This window comes from Hymenobacter lapidiphilus, assembly GCF_013377885.1.
Classification (GTDB): Bacteria; Bacteroidota; Bacteroidia; order Cytophagales; family Hymenobacteraceae; genus Hymenobacter; species Hymenobacter lapidiphilus.
Window position 1 is genome coordinate 45450 of the sequence record NZ_JABKAU010000028.1, and the last position, 15981, is coordinate 61430.

Genomic DNA, 15981 nt, shown 5'->3' on the forward strand with positions numbered 1-15981 from the left:
AGCTGATCTACAGATGAGCTTCACACGGGCTTCGGAGCCTGTTAACGAACAGTCGGTTAGCCAGTATGTTGGAATTTGTGGGAGAAGGGCGGGGCATAACCTTTTGCGCCGGCCGTAGTAAAGAGGCCTGCCACCCTAACTGCCACGCTCCTATGAAAACCCTGTACCTGATGCGCCATGCCAAATCGAGCTGGAGCTTCGAAATGCTTAATGACCAGGAGCGCCCCCTCAACGGCCGGGGGCGCGATGAGGCCCCGCTGATGGGCCAGGCCCTGGCCGAGCGTAGTGTCAAGCTCGATTTGCTGGTATCGTCGCCGGCCGTACGGGCCCTGAGTACGGCGGCGCTGGTGGCCGAAGCGCTGGGCCTGCCCCCCGAAAAGCTACAGGTGATAGATGCCATTTACGAAGCCGAAGTAACCGACCTGATGGCCATTGTGCAGGCCCTGCCCGACACGGCCGGCGAAGTGCTGCTGGTGGGTCACAACAACACGCTCACCGATTTTGCCAACCTGCTTTCGCCCAGCCCCATCCCCTCCATGCCCACTTCTTCCATTGTGTGCCTCAAATTCAGCGTGGAGCACTGGGCCGATGTCGACCGCGCCAAGTCGGAGTACTACTTCTTCGATAAGCCTAAAAATTATTAAGCCTTTCTATACTGTTGGCTTACTGCTGACAGGCAAAAGGCATAAATTCAGGCAGGTCAATGCCCTGCTACTGACCACCAGCCCACTAAAAAATGACCGACAAATCGTCTGAGCCGCAACTGCTAAGTAGGGAAATAAGCTGGCTTACCTTTAACCGACGGGTGCTGCAGGAAGCTCAGGACCCCGCCGTGCCACTGTTGGAGCGGCTGAAGTTTCTGGCCATTTTCAGCAGCAACCTCGATGAGTATTTCAAGGTGCGGGTGGCCACGCTGCGCCGGCTCAGCAAGCTCAAGAAAAAAACCAAAGCCAAGCTGGGCCAGGACCCCGCCGAGCAGCTCAGCGAGCTGCTGGCCGAGGTAGGCCGCCAGCAGCAGCAATTCGGCGACACGTTTCGCAACCACATTCTGCCCGAGCTGGGCCGCGAGCATATCCACCTGATTTCGGAGAACGAGCTTACGGCCGAGCAGCGTACCTGGGTGAAGCAGTACTTCGAAGACAACGTGCGCGACCTGCTCTCGCCCATCATCCTCGACGATAACCTGCACCACCTGTTCCTGCGCGACCAGAGCGTGTACCTGACCTTTTACCTGACCGAGCCGCACAACCCCCAGAAGCACGATGAGGAGCGCGTGCTGGCCATGGAGCTGCCCGCCAAGCGCCACGGCGGCCGCTTCGTGCGCCTGCCTGACGTGGGCACCGAGCATTACGTGATGTTCCTCGACGACGTAATCCGCACCTGTGCGGCCTCGCTGTACCCCAGCTACGGCAAGGTGCAGGTACACGCGCTTAAGCTCTCGCGCGATGCCGAGCTCGACATTGACGAGGAAGTGTCGGACAACCTGCTGGCCAAAATCAAGAGCAGCCTGCAGAAGCGCGCCACCGGCTTTCCGGCCCGCCTGCTCTACGACCCAGCCATGCCCGACGCCATACTGCGGGCCATTGAGCAGAAAACCGGTATTGGGAAAGATGAGCTGGTAGAAGGCAGCCGCTACCACAACTTCCGCGACTTTTTCGGGTTCCCCGATTTCGGCCTGAAGCACCTGCAGTACGCGCCCATGCCACCGCTGCCGCACCCCACACTGCCGCGCACCGGCTCGTTGCTGGCTGCCACCGCCCGCCGCGACCATCTGCTGCACCCGCCCTACCAGTCGTTCGACTACGTAACGCGCCTGCTGAACGAGGCCGCCCGCGACCCGCAGGTGAGCGACATCAGCATTACGCTTTACCGTGTAGGCAGCAAGAGTGCCGTGGCCAAGGCGCTGCTGAAGGCGGCCAAAAACGGCAAGCAGGTAACGGTGATAGTTGAGCTGAAAGCCCGCTTCGATGAGGAGAGCAACATGTTCTGGGCCGAGAAGCTGCAGAAAGCCGGTGCCAACGTCATCTATGGTATGCCCGGCCTGAAGGTGCACAGCAAAATGCTGCTCATCACGCGGGCCGAGGAAGGCCACAACCGCCTGTATGCCTACCTGAGCACGGGCAACTTCAACGAGGCAACCAGCGAGGTATACGCCGATTACGGGTTGTTTACGGCCCACCCCGAGATTACCCGCGAGGTGGCTGAGGTGTTCCGCTACTTCCACGACCACCTCGACAAAACGGGCCAGTTCCAGTACCTGCTGGTGGCTCCCTTCGAGCTGCGCCAGCAGCTCAACGCCCTCATCGACCACGAAATCGAGCTGGCCCGGAAAGGGGAAGAGGCGTACATCATTCTCAAGCTGAATGCCTTACAGGATGAGCGCATGATTGGCAAGCTCTACGAAGCCTCCGAAGCCGGTGTGCGCGTCGAGCTGCTGATCCGGGGCATTTCGTGCCTGATGCCCGGCCTGCCCGGCCAGAGCACCAATATTCAGCAGCGCGGCATCGTCGACCGGTTTCTGGAGCATGCCCGCATGTATGTGTTTGGCAATGGGGGCGAAGCGAAGCTGTATGTGGCGTCGGCCGACTGGATGAACCGCAACCTCGACCGCCGGGTAGAAGTAGCCTTCCCCATCCTGGATCCTGACCTGCGGGCCGAACTGCTCGACCTGCTCAATTTTCAGCGCCAGGACAGCGTGAAGTCGCGCGACTGGCAGAACAACTTCATCGGGCCCACCGAGGAAGCTGCTGCGGCCGAGGGCGAGGTGCGGGCCCAGTTTGAGACCTATGCCTACCTCGCGGCTCTGGGTCGGCCCGCCCGCAAGCGCCCGGCCACCGCAAAAAAGGCCCCGAAGTAAACCCGCCACAACCACCAAAGCGCCGCCCCGGCTTCCTGCATGCAGGGAGTCGGGGCGGCGCTTTGGTTTTTCTTGTTGGCCTCAGGGGCCGAATTCCAGCGTTTCGGCTACCGGGCGAGCTTGTTGAGCATCTTGCGTGGGGGAACCAGGAACACCTCTACGCTCAGGTAAGGGGCCCCGCCCAGCGTGTTGTCTACGGCCCGGGTGCGGCCACCGCTTAAAATACCGAGCAGGCTGCGGCGGTAGTTGTCTTCGTTGAACGCGCTGAATCCCGCATTGTAGCGGTAGCCGCCTTCGAGGCCAAACCAGAGGAAGTCATAAATCTCGCGCTCGGCCCGCAACCGGAACTTAACTTCCCGCTCCCGTACGATAAGGGTGCGCAACTCCCCCAGCGGCTCGCGGAGCTTGATGTTATAGTTTGCGCCGTCGACGGTGTAACCTCCGTAGAGCAGCGTTTTAGGATTGATGTTGCGACGTAGCGATACGCGGGCCGGAAACAGTGCCTCAACGCCCCAGCGCGGGTTGAAAGTACGGTTGTAGAGAATAACGGGGTAAACGCTTTGCCGCCCGAACGTATAGCTGAGCTGCGCGCCCACGCCCCACGAAAAATAAGGGCTACGCTTCCAGCCATAAATAAACTCGCCCGACGTGCGCAGATAGTCTTTCACCGAAAGCTCCGAGGAAGTGTAGTCGCCGTTGAGCTCGGCCTTTACCCGGGCTAGGTACCAATGCACCTCATCGACGGGCCGAATTACAGCCAGTTGGGTACCTAAGGTTTTGAGGCCCTTGTCCTCCAGGTCGCGGTAGAATACCGCATTGCCGGGCTCGCGAAACTGGAATTCCTCACGGTCGTAATTGAAGCCCAGAATTACCTTGAGATGAGGTCGGTTCCAGACCGGAATGTAGCCCTTGATGAAGGCCCGGCGGTTTTTGGTAACCGTGGTGCTGGTTTCACGGTCGCCCTCGTCTTGCAGGCGGGTAGTGATGCGAAAATTACCCAGGCTCTCGATGTTGGCTACTACGCCTTTGCTCGGACCCATACCTACCACCGAGGGCACGGCAAATTTCTGGGCCTGGCCTACTTGGTTATCCAGCAGCGTATCGGTAGCCAGCGGAGCGGGCGGCGGGTACACGGGTGGGGAGCCAGGCTTTACCTGGGCCCGCGCCGTGCCACCGGCCAGTACCAGGACCGTAGCAACAGCCGTGCTGAAGCAGTAAAAAAAACGATGGGGGCGAGTACAGAAAAACGGCATAGAGCAAGGGCGCTTAACGAGTAGGTAGGGGCGTTAACGGACCGGGCGGCGAAAAGGATAACACCGGACCGTTATCGGCCGAAAAAAAGCAGCCTGCTACCCCAACGCCAAGGGCCTTACCCCGCCGAAGTGCCGTTGAAAGCGCGTCGTATGAACGGGGTAAGGCCCTTGGATTGCCGCCGGTTGGGCAGCAGTGATGGGTAAGCGCCGAAGCAGCGCGCTGGGCTAGAACAGGAAGTCGAAGCCCACGAACAGCAGCTTCTCTTCGCCGCCCGAGTAGGTGGCGTTAATAACGGCCTGCTTGAGCACATCAACCCATACGCCCCCGCCGTAAGCGGTGTGGAAGGCTTTGGCACCGGTCTTCACGTCGAAGGGCGAGTACACCCGGGCAGCATCGGCCAGACCCAGAATACCAAACTTGCCCGGTACCAGATAGGCGTTGAACTCAAACAGCTGCACGCGCACCTCACCATTGGCAAACACCGACGAGCGGCCGGCGTAGCGGGTGCGGCGGTAGCCGCGCAGGTTGGTGGTGCCGCCCAGCGTGTTGGCCTGGTAGAAGCGGTAGTCGCCTATGTTGCGGGTGGCCCCGATGCGGCCAGCCCAGGTGAGCTGGAACGGGAAGTTAGGCGACAGGTAGAACCGGGCCTCCGTGGCCAGGCGGCCGTAGTTGAGCTTCTCGCCGCCGAGCTGGCGGTTGTATTCGGCCGAGTTGTAGATGCGCAGACCAATGCGCGGGTTTTTGGGCGAGGAGGCTACATCGAGGTTGAGGTAGGTTTTACCGCCCACGTAGCGGTTTAGGCCGAAATCGGAGGCGCGAATGCCCACGGCGGCTCCGCTTATGCCGTTGCCGGCTACATCCAGACCCTGCTCAATCTCGCGGCCAATCTGGTTACGCTCTACCCGAAACTGGTCGAACTGCGGGCCGAAGCCGAGCTTGAGGAAGCTGAAGATTTCTTTTTCCAGCATGGGGTTCACGTACAGCCGCGAGAACCGGATGCGGTACGTGTCGTTGATGTCACGGTTGCGGGTGTCGTCGTCGTCGGCGAGGATGTTGCGGGTATCGTTGCCCAAGCCGAAGAAATTGTAGAGCAGCTGGGGGCCATAAAGCTGGGCATCGACCCGCAGGTCGAGCTTGCCAATGAGGTCGACGAAGTGGCCCTTGTAGCGCACGTTGTAGGCGCTCTGCGAAGGCGAGTAGTTGGCCGCTAGGCTTTGCTCGGTGGCGTAGGGTTCCTTGCGGAAACCGTAGGTGCGGTAAGTGACGCCGCCACCCAGAAACAGCCGGTCATCGACGTTGAAGCCGAAGTACAGTGCGGGGCCAAAATAATTAAGCGTGTAGTCTTTGCGGTCGGCGCGCGAGTGCACGTCGTAGCGGCTCACGTCGAGGCCGGGCTCCAGGCGCAGGCGGGCATCGGGGCCGGCTACAATCACGTTGCCCGAGTCGGCATCGAACACCTGCAGGCGGTGGGCCAGCCCGCGCACATTCGAGCGGTCCACAATCGAGTCGCGCTCAATGCCGCCGATGATGCGGACGAGCGGACCCTGCTTCACGTCGCCGGTCAGCTCATACTGGTCTTCGCCGGCAAAGCCGTACAGGCGCAGCTCCTTGGTTTCCTTGTTGTCGAAAGTGCGGTCGAAGATCATCTTCGTCAGCTCGCCTTCTTTGTTGATTTTCTGGACCGAAACGCGGGTTTTGCCGGGCAGGCGCTCCACCACAAACCGTTCGCGCTTCTTCGAGCCTTTTACTTCGGCCACCTTATTCAGCATGCCCGAGTAGTCGGCTGCCACCTCGGGCAGCAGGTCGCGGCGGCTTTTCAGCTTGGCCACGATTTCGGCCCCGTGCAGGGCATATATGTCGGCCGGAAAGCGGCCCTTGATGGCGTCCTCAATCACCTTATCGGTGAGGGCCGCCTTCATTTCCTGGGCCTGCTCTACCCACTCTTCGCGGGTTACTTCGGCCAAGTACACGCGGTCGTTGCTTAGGGCCGTCAGGTTCAGGCCTTTCCAGTCGGCGTAGTCGTAGCCGAAGTTCTGGAAGTTGCGGATGGCCCACTTACGCGAGGCCAGATACGGCAGCAGGCCGTCGCCCTTGAAAAAGGCAATGTCGCGGTCTTCGGGTACGGCCGTAAATTTCCGGTCGCCGTCCTTGTCCTTCTTCTCAGCCCAGCGCCACTGGTCCTCGTGCCGGTCCCAGTCGCCCACCCACATATCAAACAGGCGCGAGCGGGCAAATGCCACCTGCTTCACGCTGTTATCGTTGTCGTCGGTGATGCGCTCAAACACTTTGTCGGTGCCCACCAGGTTTTCGGCGAAGCCCAGACTTTCCACATTGCTCTGGTCGTCCTTGGCATCTTCTTCGAGCGTGCCGGTAATGTTGCCGAAGCGCGGCAGGTACTGGCCCAGCAATGGGTCCTGGGGTACGTAGCGCAGCTCGGGGTTGGTGTGCAGAATGCCAGCCGCCGACCCCAGTGGGGCCAGGGCAATGGCGGCGTAGGGGTGCTGGGCCGAAATCTGGTCCTGCAGCACATCGGCCGCCGCGCCAGTGCGCAGCGCGGCCGGCAGCACGGCCGCCGGGTCCTTGTCAATACCGCGGAAGCTGAACAGGCGGCCTTCTTCGTTGCGCAGCTTCAGCGAGGTCGTCTGCTTGCCGCCACCCACTTTGTAAGGCGTCAGGCCGCCCTTCTCGGTGGCCAGGTCGAGCACCGGAAACGTAACGGGCGTAGCCCACTCTTTCCGGTAGTGCTCACCAAACAGAAATTTATGAAACTTGCCCCGGTCGGCGTAGCGGGGATTTACGGCCACCGTAATCGTCGAGTCGCGGTAGTCGGGGCGGTTGGCGGGCAGGCCGTTGCTGGGCTGCTCGGCCACGGCTACCTCGGCCTGCCGGGCATACATGGGCGTGCGGAACACGAGGCGGCCGGTGTCGCCGGTGCCTTCGGGCACGTAGTACTCCACCCACACCTCGCCGTTGTCGTAGTAATTCACGCGGGCAAAGCCTTTCTCCTTGTCGGAAAACAGGGCGTCGCCGCCCGAGCCGGGCTTTACGTGCTGGGTTTTGCAGCCCGAGCCGCTGACGATGTGGTTGAGGTTACCCTCTTTGAAATATTGCAGGTTGTGCTCGTGGCCAGCCGCGTATACAATGTTGGGGTATTTCTCGAAAATGTCCGTCAGGCCCTTCTTGTAGGCCTGGTAGAGCGGGTGCGGAATGTCCTGGCTTACGCCGCCATACTTGCGGGCAAACGGGTAGATGGAGCCAATGACGGGCAGCGGCAGGTAGGCGTACTTATAAACAATGGAGAGCGGAAAAATATGGTCGCCGAGCGTAAAGTAGCCGCCATGGATGCCGTCGGAATACAGCGGATGGTGGGCCACGACCACAATGTTTTTGCCGGCGTTGCGCTGGATAATGTCTTCGAGGCGGGTAAAGAAGTCGGTTTCGTTGGCCACGCCGCAGTTGCTGTTGCCACCGGCCGGCCGGTCGCCGGCCGGCTGCAGAAACCACTGCGAGTTGATGGCAATCATTACCAGATCATCCTGCAGCCGGATTTCGACCGGGCCGGGGCAGGCATCGCGCGGCAAAAAGAAGTCGCCGGTGTAGGGGAAGGCGGCCGAGTCGGAGCGCAGGTAGTCTTCTACAAACTGCTGCTCGCGGTTTACCTGCGCCACGCTGCCCCGCTGGCCCTGTTTCCAGTCGTGGTTGCCGGGTATCATGTACTTCTCGCCCGCGTAGTCGCGCAGGGTTTTCAGCTGGCCCACCATGCGGCGCTCCGACTCTTTGCGGTCGTAAGCGCCTTCGGGCGGCAGGCCGTACTCGTAAATATTGTCGCCCAGAAACACGGTGGAGCTTTTGGCTCCGGCCGCCAGAATCTGCTTGCGCATCAGGTTAAGCGAGGGCTCGCCACCATTCGACTCCAGCTCGGGCTTGCCCACGTCGCCGATGAGGAACATGGAGTAGCGAATGCGCGAGGTGTCGGGCGGGGTTTTGGATTCCCAGTTGACACCGGCCCCGCGGTAGTTGGGTCGTTCGAGGTGGGGCGTCTGGACCTTCGCTTTTTCCTGAGCCAAGGCCGGAGCCGTAACGCCGAACAAGGCCAGCAGCAAAGTCAGCAGCAGATAATTTCGATTCATACAATAAAACAGGGGGTGCGAAGTCGGGGGCAGGGCGTAGCGGGCGGGGCCGGCTACAGACTGAACAACAAAAAAGACCGTAAACTTACCCAACACAAGGCATAAACGCTGTTTGGGCCGGGCCGGTGTGCTGCCCTACGCAATTCGCGGAAGCACGGTTGGGGCGGGTGCGCCAACTTCGCGGGCCCGAATAGCGTTGTAAGCCCCATCGGCCCCCGTTTACTCTTCCCGTGCCCCTGCTCTTCCCAATGGAAACTGCTCTTACCCCGTCTCCGGCCAAGGCCGAAATTATCAAGAATGCCAAGGCCCATGTGATGGCGCTGCTTGAAGAAAAGCTGCCTTCCAAACTGGTGTACCACTCGCCCCGGCACACGGCCCAGGTGGTAAAAGAGGCCAAAGCGCTGGGCGAGGCCGCCGGCCTGGAGGGTCCCGACCAGGAGGCGCTGCTGCTGGCCGCCTGGTTTCACGATGTGGGCTACATCGACACTTACGACGGCCACGAATTCCGGAGTGCCGAGCTGGCGGGCGAGTGGCTGACCGGCCAGCACTACCCGCCCGAGCGGGTGACGCTGATACAAAGCCTTATTAAGGCCACGCACCGCGAGGCCGAGCGACGTATGCCGTTGGAAAAGCTGCTCGTAGATGCCGACATGAGTGGCATGGGCCGCGAAGACTTCTTTGCCAACGGGGAGCTGTTGCGGGCCGAGTGGGAAGCCGCGCTGGGTCGCACCTTCAGTAACACCGACTGGGCCGAGAGCCAGCTCGACTTCCTGTCCAACGCCCACTTCTATTCGTCGGAGGGCAAGAAGCGCTACGAAAAGCAGTTCAAGGACAATATTAAGGCTCAGCGCAAGGCTCTCAAGAAAACCGAGAAAAAGCGCAAGAAGAAAGATGAGGAAGCCGATGGTACCTTCGCCGAGCCTAAGCGGGGTATCGAAACCATGTTCCGGACCATGTACAGCAACCACATGAAGCTGTCGGATATGGCTGATAAGAAGGCGAGCATGATGATTTCGCTCAACGCCGTGCTCATGTCGCTCATCATCACCTACTTCGGGGCCAAGCTGGGCGGCACCTCGGCCGCGCTTACCAATGTGGGCGTCATTCAGAACCCCATCATTGCCGTGCCCATGGGCATTTTGCTGGCTACGGCTCTGGGTTCGGTAATCACCGCCATCCTGTGCGCCCAGCCCGATGTAACGAGCTTCAAATGGCTCAAGCGCAGCCCCCAGATTGCCACCAACCGCCGCGTGAACCTGCTGTTTTTCGGCAACTTCAGCAAGCTTAGCCTCGACGACTTCCAAAGCGGCATGCACGAACTGATGAAGAACGGCGAGTCGGTGTACACTAATATGGTGACGGATGTGTATTACCTCGGCGACGTGCTCACGCGCAAGTACCGCCTGCTGCGCCTGAGCTACACCATCTTCATGGTGGGCCTGATTCTGACGGCGCTGTCGTTCGGTATCGCGCTGCTGTACAAGATGTAGCGTAAGCAGAAGTTGTCGTCTGTCATAAAGTCAAAAAACGTTATGCTGAGCGCAGCCGAAGCATCTCTACTGCAACAGTAACTGTATACTACTGCGGTAGAGATGCTTCGGCTGCGCTCAGCATGACGTGCTGTTTACAGTCAGCAGTTTTACAAACAGCTTCTGTATTGGTTTTTTGCGGTGTTAAGGATACCGATAGTTCCAGTACCTAACCCGCTACCAGCCGGGTCAGCCCCCGCAGCGACTGGCCCAGGAAACGGTGCAGCCGGCGCAGCTGGCCGAAGCGGATGAGGCGCGTGCTGCTGGCAATGTGGCCGTAGCGCAGCTCCAGCGTAAGCAGGCAGGAGGCGTCGGTTATGGGCTCCAGATGAAAGAAAAGCAGGGCGTTGGGGAAGAGGCGGAAGTGCGAAATCTTCTCCACGTACGTGTAGCGCCCGTCGTCGTCGCGCAGGATCTGCACGGTCTGGAAATCAATCTGGCCATTGAGCAGCCCCACTTTGTAGCTCGTGCCCAGCCGGCCGGCCTTGCTTACATCGAAGCGGCTGGCGGTGGCCCCGGCCAGCCAGCAGTGGCGCAGGCGCAGTGCCCCCACCACCCGCAGGGCATACTCGGCCGGTACGGGCAGCGCCCGGCGCACCTTCAGGCGGCCGCTGTGGCCGGGCATCGGTTCATCGGTGCTGGTAGAGCCGGGTAGCGAGGGGGCGTTCAGCAGCAGCCGCAACGGCGAGAGGTAGGCGTAGTGGTAGGGGGTGTGGCCCAGGAAGTCGTAGTGGGTGGAGCCGGGCAGCAGGCGCGTCCAGGCAAAGGCGCGGGCCAGTTCGGCGGGCGGCTGGGTGCTCGTATAGCCCTCCGTGAGCAGGATGTACTCGGCACCGGAAATGTCGTTTTTCAGCAGCCGGTGTACCACAATCACGTCGTGGCCCATGAGCTTGGTATGATGCCGGATACGCGCCACGCTCACGCGGCCGTAGTGCACCACAATTTTAAGCGTGAGCACCATTTCGCGCAGGGCGGCGGCCAGGTCCGAGTCGGTGTCCTGCTCCACCAGCAGCAGGTAGTTCTGGAAATCGAGGTAGATGCGGCGGCACTGCTGCACCAGCTCGCGGGCCGAAGGGGGCGGGCCGAGCCGGTAAAATAGCACGGCGTCGCCCTGAATCTCGTTTACTTCCAGCTCTAGCGTGTTGGCCTCGATGAGGATTTCGAGCAGATCGGCCACCAGAAACGGGGCCTGCGGGCTGCCCGACTGCTCGATGAAGCGCGTGAAGCCGCTGATATCGGGAATAAACAGCAGGGCCGGCTGCTGCCCGTCGAAGGCCGAGGTGGCCACGGTGCCAATGCGCCGCCTTCTGGCTCGTAAGTCTTCCAGTACGCCCATAAAAATCGGATAAAGGCACCTGCGTAGCGCCGCCCGCCGAAGATACGCGCCATTTGGCCCGCCTGCGCTTTCGGCGTACCTTTGGGCCCCGGAGCACCCGGCTGCGTAGTTTAATGGATAAAACGAGCGTTTCCTAAACGCTTGATATGGGTTCGATTCCCGTCGCGGCTACAACCACCCATTACGGGAGGTCCCACAAATGTCCTTAAAATGCCTGCAAAACCCGTAAGGGCGCGGTTTTTTAAGGGCATTTGTGTTTTATATCTACCACCTTATTTACGTCTTGTTGCACTATTATTGCCCCCAATTAAGCCCCCACATACTACCCATCTGCCCCCACTATGAAAATCCACTACGAGCGTCGGGCGGACCGCCCGGATTCTGACGGCTGTTGCGCTATTCATATTCGGCTTGTTTTCGAGGGGCAACGCCTGCGCGTGGCGACCGGGGAGCGGTGCAAGGCGGCCGATTGGAATGTGAAAAGCGGCGGGTTCAGAAAGTCGTTTACGGACCTGGATAATGCGGTTATCAGGCTTCAAAAGCTGCGCAACCGGATAGAAACGACCTACAGCAACCTTCGCACAAAGCATGGTGCGGTAACGGCCGCGCAACTAAAGTCGGCGCTGGTAGTGGCGGCGGCGGGCCCGGTGCCGGGGTTGGTGGAATTGTTCGGGGAGTACGTGATGGCGATGCCGGGGCTGGGTTTTGCGGCCAATACGGTGCGTGCTTACGGGTCGGTGCGGAATGCGCTGGCCGAGTGGTTGGGGGGCAGGGAGGGCATGCAGCTGGCTGATTTTGATATGGTGGCCTACGAGGACTTGCTCGGGTGGCTGCGGACGGTGCGGGGGCTGGCCGACAATTCGGTGGCGGGCTTTGTGAAGCGGCTCAAACCGTTTTTGTTGTGGGCGCGCGAAACCCGCGGGCTGACGCTGGCCCTGGACCCCTCGAAGCTGAAAGTAGAGTGGGAGCAGGTGGAAAAGGTGTGGCTGTCGGCTGATGAGCTGGCCGCGGTGGCAGTGGCGGTGCTGCCGGCGGGCCTTACGCGGGTGCGGGATGCCTTCGCCTTCTGCTGCTACACGGGCCTGCGCTACTCGGACCTGCACGATTTACACGCTGGTAACCTGCAGGACTGGAACGGCAGTAAGGTGTTGCGCCTGACCCAGACGAAAACCCGCACCGGCGTGAGCATCTACCTGACCCCGCCCGCGCTGGCGCTGCTGGCCCGCTATGAGAGTACGCGGGTGCGGCTGCTGCCGGTGATGACCAACCAGGTGATGAACCGGGCACTGAAACGTATCTGCCGGCTGGCGGGCGTAACGTCGTCGGTGGAGGTGGTCGAGAAAGTGGCCGGTCGGATACTGAAGCAGGCGGTGCCCAAGTGGGAACTGGTGACGATGCACACGGCCCGGCATACATTCGCCACGCAAAGTTTGATGCGGGGCATGCCGGTGGAGGTGCTGCAGAAAGTGCTGGGCCACGCCAACATCAAGACGACGCTGATTTATGCGAAGGTGGTGGAGGACTTCCAGCACCATACGATGAAACGAATCTGGGAGGGTGAGGGAGCTACCGACAACGCGGGGACCCTGGACAGCCAGATTTGCGCCGTGGAACCAACGGCGGCCTGAACGAACCCTTCTACCTGCACCACCCGGCCCGCTAACGTAGCGGGCCTTTTTTGTAGGTGCCGGGTTCACCAATCCGCCTGGCAGCCTCAGCGGCCGTTATCGTTGTGGGCGGTGGTGTCGACGAGCACAAGGCCGACAACAGCAGTAGTGCAGTAGGGCGAATCATACACCACTATACGCTACCGGCAATTATAGCAGAAATTACAGTTTACTAGACAATTTATTCTGATTACTGTAATTATCTGTATAATTGTGTATGAAATCTGTAGTCCTGCTTTGCTGCTGTTCCCTGATTTTACTGCCGCTGCCCTCTTCGGCTCAGGTAGTGCGGGCTTCGGCGCTGAACAGAAAGCCAGCGGTGGCGCTGAATTCGGCGGCTCCGCGTTGGGGGGCGGGGCCGGAATTCGGCAGTGTGCGGCGAGTGCTCGATGCCGATACCTATGAAGTGCTGTTGCCGGCCGGGCTGGTTCGGGTTCGGCTGCTGGGGGTGGATGCGCCGGAACTGAGCCAGCCTTTCGGGCGGCGGGCGGCCGATTCGGTAGTGGGTCTGCTACGGGGGCGGGTGCTGAAGGTAGAACGGCTGGGGGTTGACGGCTACGGCCGCACGCTGGCCGGGCTGCGGGTGGGAGTGGCCTTGGGGCCATTGGCCGGGCCGTTCGAGCGGCGATGGTTGCGGGTGGATAGCATACTGGTGGCGCGGGGCTTGGCCTGGGCTTACGAGCCTGGCCAAACGGCGCCCACGCTGGCGGGGCTGCAGGAGCTGGCCCGGCGCAAGCGGCGCGGGCTGTGGAAATGCGGGCCTACTACGGTGGTGCGGCCGGGCGTCTGGCGGGCGCTCAACAAACAGGAAAAAGCGAGTGCCTGGGGTGGCTGTACCTGGTAGCTCGGCTAATAAAACAGCTGTCTTCTTCTTCTTCTTCTTCTTTCAACTTTTTCCCTTTTACCATGGCACGTATTCGTTCCGTACTCGGCACTATCGAAGGTAGTGCGGGAGGCATCACCTTCGCTTCGCGGGGGGGCCTCAACATCATGCGTCAGAAAGTGGGCAGCAACTCCAGCAGCACGCCCGCCCAACAGAACACGCGCAGCCGCTTCAAGAAGCTGGCCGACCTGTTCCGCACCCTGAGCATTCCGGTGCGCAAGGGCCTGATGCCCCAGGGCTCGGTGTCGGCTTACAACCGCTTCATTCAGCAGAACTTCTACAACACGTCGGCCGACGCGCTGGGCGTGGCCTCGGTGGACTACACCAAGCTTGTGCTGTCGGGGGGCAACGTGGAGCTGCTCTCCCGCGTGGCCGCGGTGCTCGACCCGGCGCTGGGCAAGGTTACGGTGAGCTACTTCGACAACAGCAACGGCAGCTCGGCCCTCGACACCGACGTGGTGAAGGCCGTGGTCATCAACAAGGCCACAGGCCGCGTGGTGGCCGCCGTGGACGAGGAGACCGGCCGGGGGGATGGCAGCATCGAGCTGGAGGATGATACGCTGATTGGCGTGCAGCCTGCCGACCTGATGGTGCTGGCCTTCGCCTACCGCGCCGACGGCTCGGATGCCTCCGCGACTACCCAGGTGCAGGTAGCCTAAGCAGTGGTGCGCAAAACCGCCCCGGTCTGGCTTGTGCTGGCCGGGGCGGTTTTGCATTTGGGCTGGCTGGGGCCAGTAGGACAAGCCTAGGAGCTGAGTAGGAGCTGGATACCAGCAAACATACCGCCCTGAATTGTCCGGCTAATTGCATTTTCCTTTCTAACTACTACGACAATGCCTAAAAGTGCTTATCAGAAACAGGCCGACAAGCGCACGAAAGACGCTATCCGGCTGCGGGCCCGCTTTGACGGTCGGGTCCGCAAGTACGCCGCCCAGCTGGTGGCTGCCCTGACGGGGGCCCTGAACGCCCAGGCCCGGTTGGACCTGGTGAATCAACTCTATGGGGTGGATATTTCGACCGAGACGATTTTCGTCCACGACCTGCGGGTGGCCGGGCTGGGTGGGCAGCTTTCGGGGCTGCTGGGCCAGAGTGAGCCGGGCGAGGAAATCCAGCTGTTTAACCCGACTGTTGACGGCAATGGTGGGGAGCTGCTACCGCTGGAGGCGCTGTTCGGTGAATCCGCCAACCCCACTGGTCCTGTTGGTCCTGGCGGGCCCACTACGCCGCCGGCCGGGCCGGTTTACAATACGCCGCTGAACGGGCCGAACAGTTCGGGGGCTGGGGTTACGCTGGCGGCCTCGCCGGGTGACATATTACGCTTCGATGAGCGTGCTACGGGCGGGTCGGCACCGGCTACCATGACGCTGGCGGTGGGCAACCAGCAGGTGGCTTCGGTGGATTACTTCGACCGCTACGCCGGGGCGGCTTTCAGCTTCGAGCATCAGGGGGTAGTCCGTTATGGGGTGTTCGGCCCGCAAGTGGATTTCTAGCCCTGGCTGGTATAAACGGGCCGGTTCGGGGTTACGCCCGGGCCGGCCTTTTTTCCATTCTCACTACTTCGCATCATGTCTCAAATCGATAAAAAACTGTCGGGCTTCCTGTATGATGGGGCCGACCTGGAGTTAGCCACTGCCCCGTTTAAGAGCCGGATTGGCATTGTTTACGGGTTCAACCCCGCGGGCACGGCCTACACGTCCTACAAGCCCACGAGTCAGTTTAACAGCCTCTCAGTGCTCAAGCAGGATGCGTCCTACATTCTGTCGACGCCGACGCCGGGCTTTGAGCTACCGGGGGCTATGGTGGTGGCGGCCGCTGTTCCGGCCCCTGTTGACCACTCGCAACCCATCGGCGGGTTTACGGTAACCGCAACGGCCCGGGCGGGTCAGGCGATTACCAACCCCGACGTTGGTTGGGCGGAAATGGTGGACTTCATGGCGCAACCTGAGCGGGCCGGCAACGATGGGTTTTCCATCGGAATCAACGTAGAGCAGACCACGAGCGGCTACTCGGACAGTAACGGGCTGCAGCTGCACGTTGTGCGCAACGGGGTGCTGGTGGCCACGCTGGGCGTTCAGTCCGTCGTTTTCGGGTTGCCCTACCGTATCTCGGATGACTCCGGGGTTCAGGTGTACGGCTATTTTCCGGCCGACAACAATGCCATCATCAGCTACGAGGTGCCGGTTGTGGATTCCTAACCTGGCGGTTATTGACGCTTGGTAGTGGTAATTCAGAAAGCCCGGCCTTTTTGCGAGGTCGGGCTTTTTGCGTTCGGCGGGTGTCGTGCCTGGCAATGGCAGCTGGGGCGGTGCTTCCGGGGAGCGGGCG

General features: G+C 61.0%; 11 protein-coding genes and 1 tRNA gene. 9 read left to right on the top strand and 3 right to left on the bottom strand.

Going from position 1 to position 15981, the window contains the following annotated elements; all coding sequences use genetic code 11:
* The first annotated feature begins 152 nt into the window (after positions 1-152).
* Positions 153-644, top strand: a complete 492-nt coding sequence (locus tag HW554_RS14390; RefSeq protein ID WP_176909271.1) for a SixA phosphatase family protein — start codon at positions 153-155, stop codon at positions 642-644.
* 92 nt (positions 645-736) lie between these two features.
* The gene (gene ppk1, locus HW554_RS14395) at positions 737-2857 is read left to right on the top strand and encodes a polyphosphate kinase 1 (protein ID WP_176909272.1); all 2121 of its coding nucleotides are present in this window, start codon (positions 737-739) and stop codon (positions 2855-2857) included.
* 107 nt (positions 2858-2964) lie between these two features.
* Here ppk1 and HW554_RS14400 read toward each other — a convergent pair whose 3' ends face one another.
* Positions 2965-4110: a DUF6268 family outer membrane beta-barrel protein gene (locus tag HW554_RS14400; RefSeq protein WP_176909273.1), complete on the bottom strand. Its 1146-nt coding sequence runs from the start codon at positions 4108-4110 to the stop codon at positions 2965-2967.
* A gap of 225 nt (positions 4111-4335) precedes the next feature.
* On the bottom strand, positions 4336-8241 hold the full coding sequence (locus HW554_RS14405) for a metallophosphoesterase (RefSeq protein WP_246285256.1): 3906 nt from the start codon (positions 8239-8241) through the stop codon (positions 4336-4338).
* Between the two features lie 248 nt (positions 8242-8489).
* On the opposite strand from HW554_RS14405, the gene HW554_RS14410 reads away from it, so the two are divergent.
* On the top strand, positions 8490-9731 hold the full coding sequence (locus HW554_RS14410; protein WP_176909274.1) for a Pycsar system effector family protein: 1242 nt from the start codon (positions 8490-8492) through the stop codon (positions 9729-9731).
* 208 nt (positions 9732-9939) lie between these two features.
* Here HW554_RS14410 and HW554_RS14415 read toward each other — a convergent pair whose 3' ends face one another.
* Positions 9940-11106 carry a DUF2652 domain-containing protein gene (locus tag HW554_RS14415; protein WP_176909275.1) on the bottom strand — a complete coding sequence of 389 codons (1167 nt, stop codon included), beginning with the start codon at positions 11104-11106 and terminating at the stop codon, positions 9940-9942.
* Between the two features lie 99 nt (positions 11107-11205).
* Between HW554_RS14415 and HW554_RS14420 the strand changes: the two genes are divergently transcribed.
* From HW554_RS14420 to HW554_RS14445, 6 genes are all read left to right on the top strand, one after another.
* A tRNA-Arg gene (locus HW554_RS14420) sits at positions 11206-11277 on the top strand.
* 170 nt (positions 11278-11447) lie between these two features.
* Positions 11448-12734: a site-specific integrase gene (locus tag HW554_RS14425; RefSeq protein ID WP_176909276.1), complete on the top strand. Its 1287-nt coding sequence runs from the start codon at positions 11448-11450 to the stop codon at positions 12732-12734.
* 256 nt (positions 12735-12990) lie between these two features.
* The gene (locus HW554_RS14430; protein ID WP_176909277.1) at positions 12991-13617 is read left to right on the top strand and encodes a thermonuclease family protein; all 627 of its coding nucleotides are present in this window, start codon (positions 12991-12993) and stop codon (positions 13615-13617) included.
* A 62-nt stretch (positions 13618-13679) separates the two neighbouring features.
* On the top strand, positions 13680-14315 hold the full coding sequence (locus HW554_RS14435; RefSeq protein ID WP_246285264.1) for a DUF6266 family protein: 636 nt from the start codon (positions 13680-13682) through the stop codon (positions 14313-14315).
* Positions 14316-14489: 174 nt separating this feature from the next.
* Positions 14490-15146: a hypothetical protein gene (locus HW554_RS20700; protein ID WP_246285271.1), complete on the top strand. Its 657-nt coding sequence runs from the start codon at positions 14490-14492 to the stop codon at positions 15144-15146.
* A gap of 75 nt (positions 15147-15221) precedes the next feature.
* The gene (locus HW554_RS14445; RefSeq protein ID WP_176909278.1) at positions 15222-15851 is read left to right on the top strand and encodes a hypothetical protein; all 630 of its coding nucleotides are present in this window, start codon (positions 15222-15224) and stop codon (positions 15849-15851) included.
* Positions 15852-15981 lie beyond the last annotated feature (130 nt).

Bases quoted from the DNA above. Each gene is read 5' to 3' on its own strand.
- HW554_RS14390 (WP_176909271.1), top strand. From the start codon at position 153: ATGAAAACCCTGTACCTGATGCGCCATGCCAAATCGAGCTGGAGCTTC.
- ppk1 (WP_176909272.1), top strand. From the start codon at position 737: ATGACCGACAAATCGTCTGAGCCGCAACTGCTAAGTAGGGAAATAAGC.
- HW554_RS14400 (WP_176909273.1), bottom strand. From the start codon at position 4,110: ATGCCGTTTTTCTGTACTCGCCCCCATCGTTTTTTTTACTGCTTCAGC.
- HW554_RS14405 (WP_246285256.1), bottom strand. From the start codon at position 8,241: ATGAATCGAAATTATCTGCTGCTGACTTTGCTGCTGGCCTTGTTCGGC.
- HW554_RS14410 (WP_176909274.1), top strand. From the start codon at position 8,490: ATGGAAACTGCTCTTACCCCGTCTCCGGCCAAGGCCGAAATTATCAAG.
- HW554_RS14415 (WP_176909275.1), bottom strand. From the start codon at position 11,106: ATGGGCGTACTGGAAGACTTACGAGCCAGAAGGCGGCGCATTGGCACC.
- HW554_RS14425 (WP_176909276.1), top strand. From the start codon at position 11,448: ATGAAAATCCACTACGAGCGTCGGGCGGACCGCCCGGATTCTGACGGC.
- HW554_RS14430 (WP_176909277.1), top strand. From the start codon at position 12,991: ATGAAATCTGTAGTCCTGCTTTGCTGCTGTTCCCTGATTTTACTGCCG.
- HW554_RS14435 (WP_246285264.1), top strand. From the start codon at position 13,680: ATGGCACGTATTCGTTCCGTACTCGGCACTATCGAAGGTAGTGCGGGA.
- HW554_RS20700 (WP_246285271.1), top strand. From the start codon at position 14,490: ATGCCTAAAAGTGCTTATCAGAAACAGGCCGACAAGCGCACGAAAGAC.
- HW554_RS14445 (WP_176909278.1), top strand. From the start codon at position 15,222: ATGTCTCAAATCGATAAAAAACTGTCGGGCTTCCTGTATGATGGGGCC.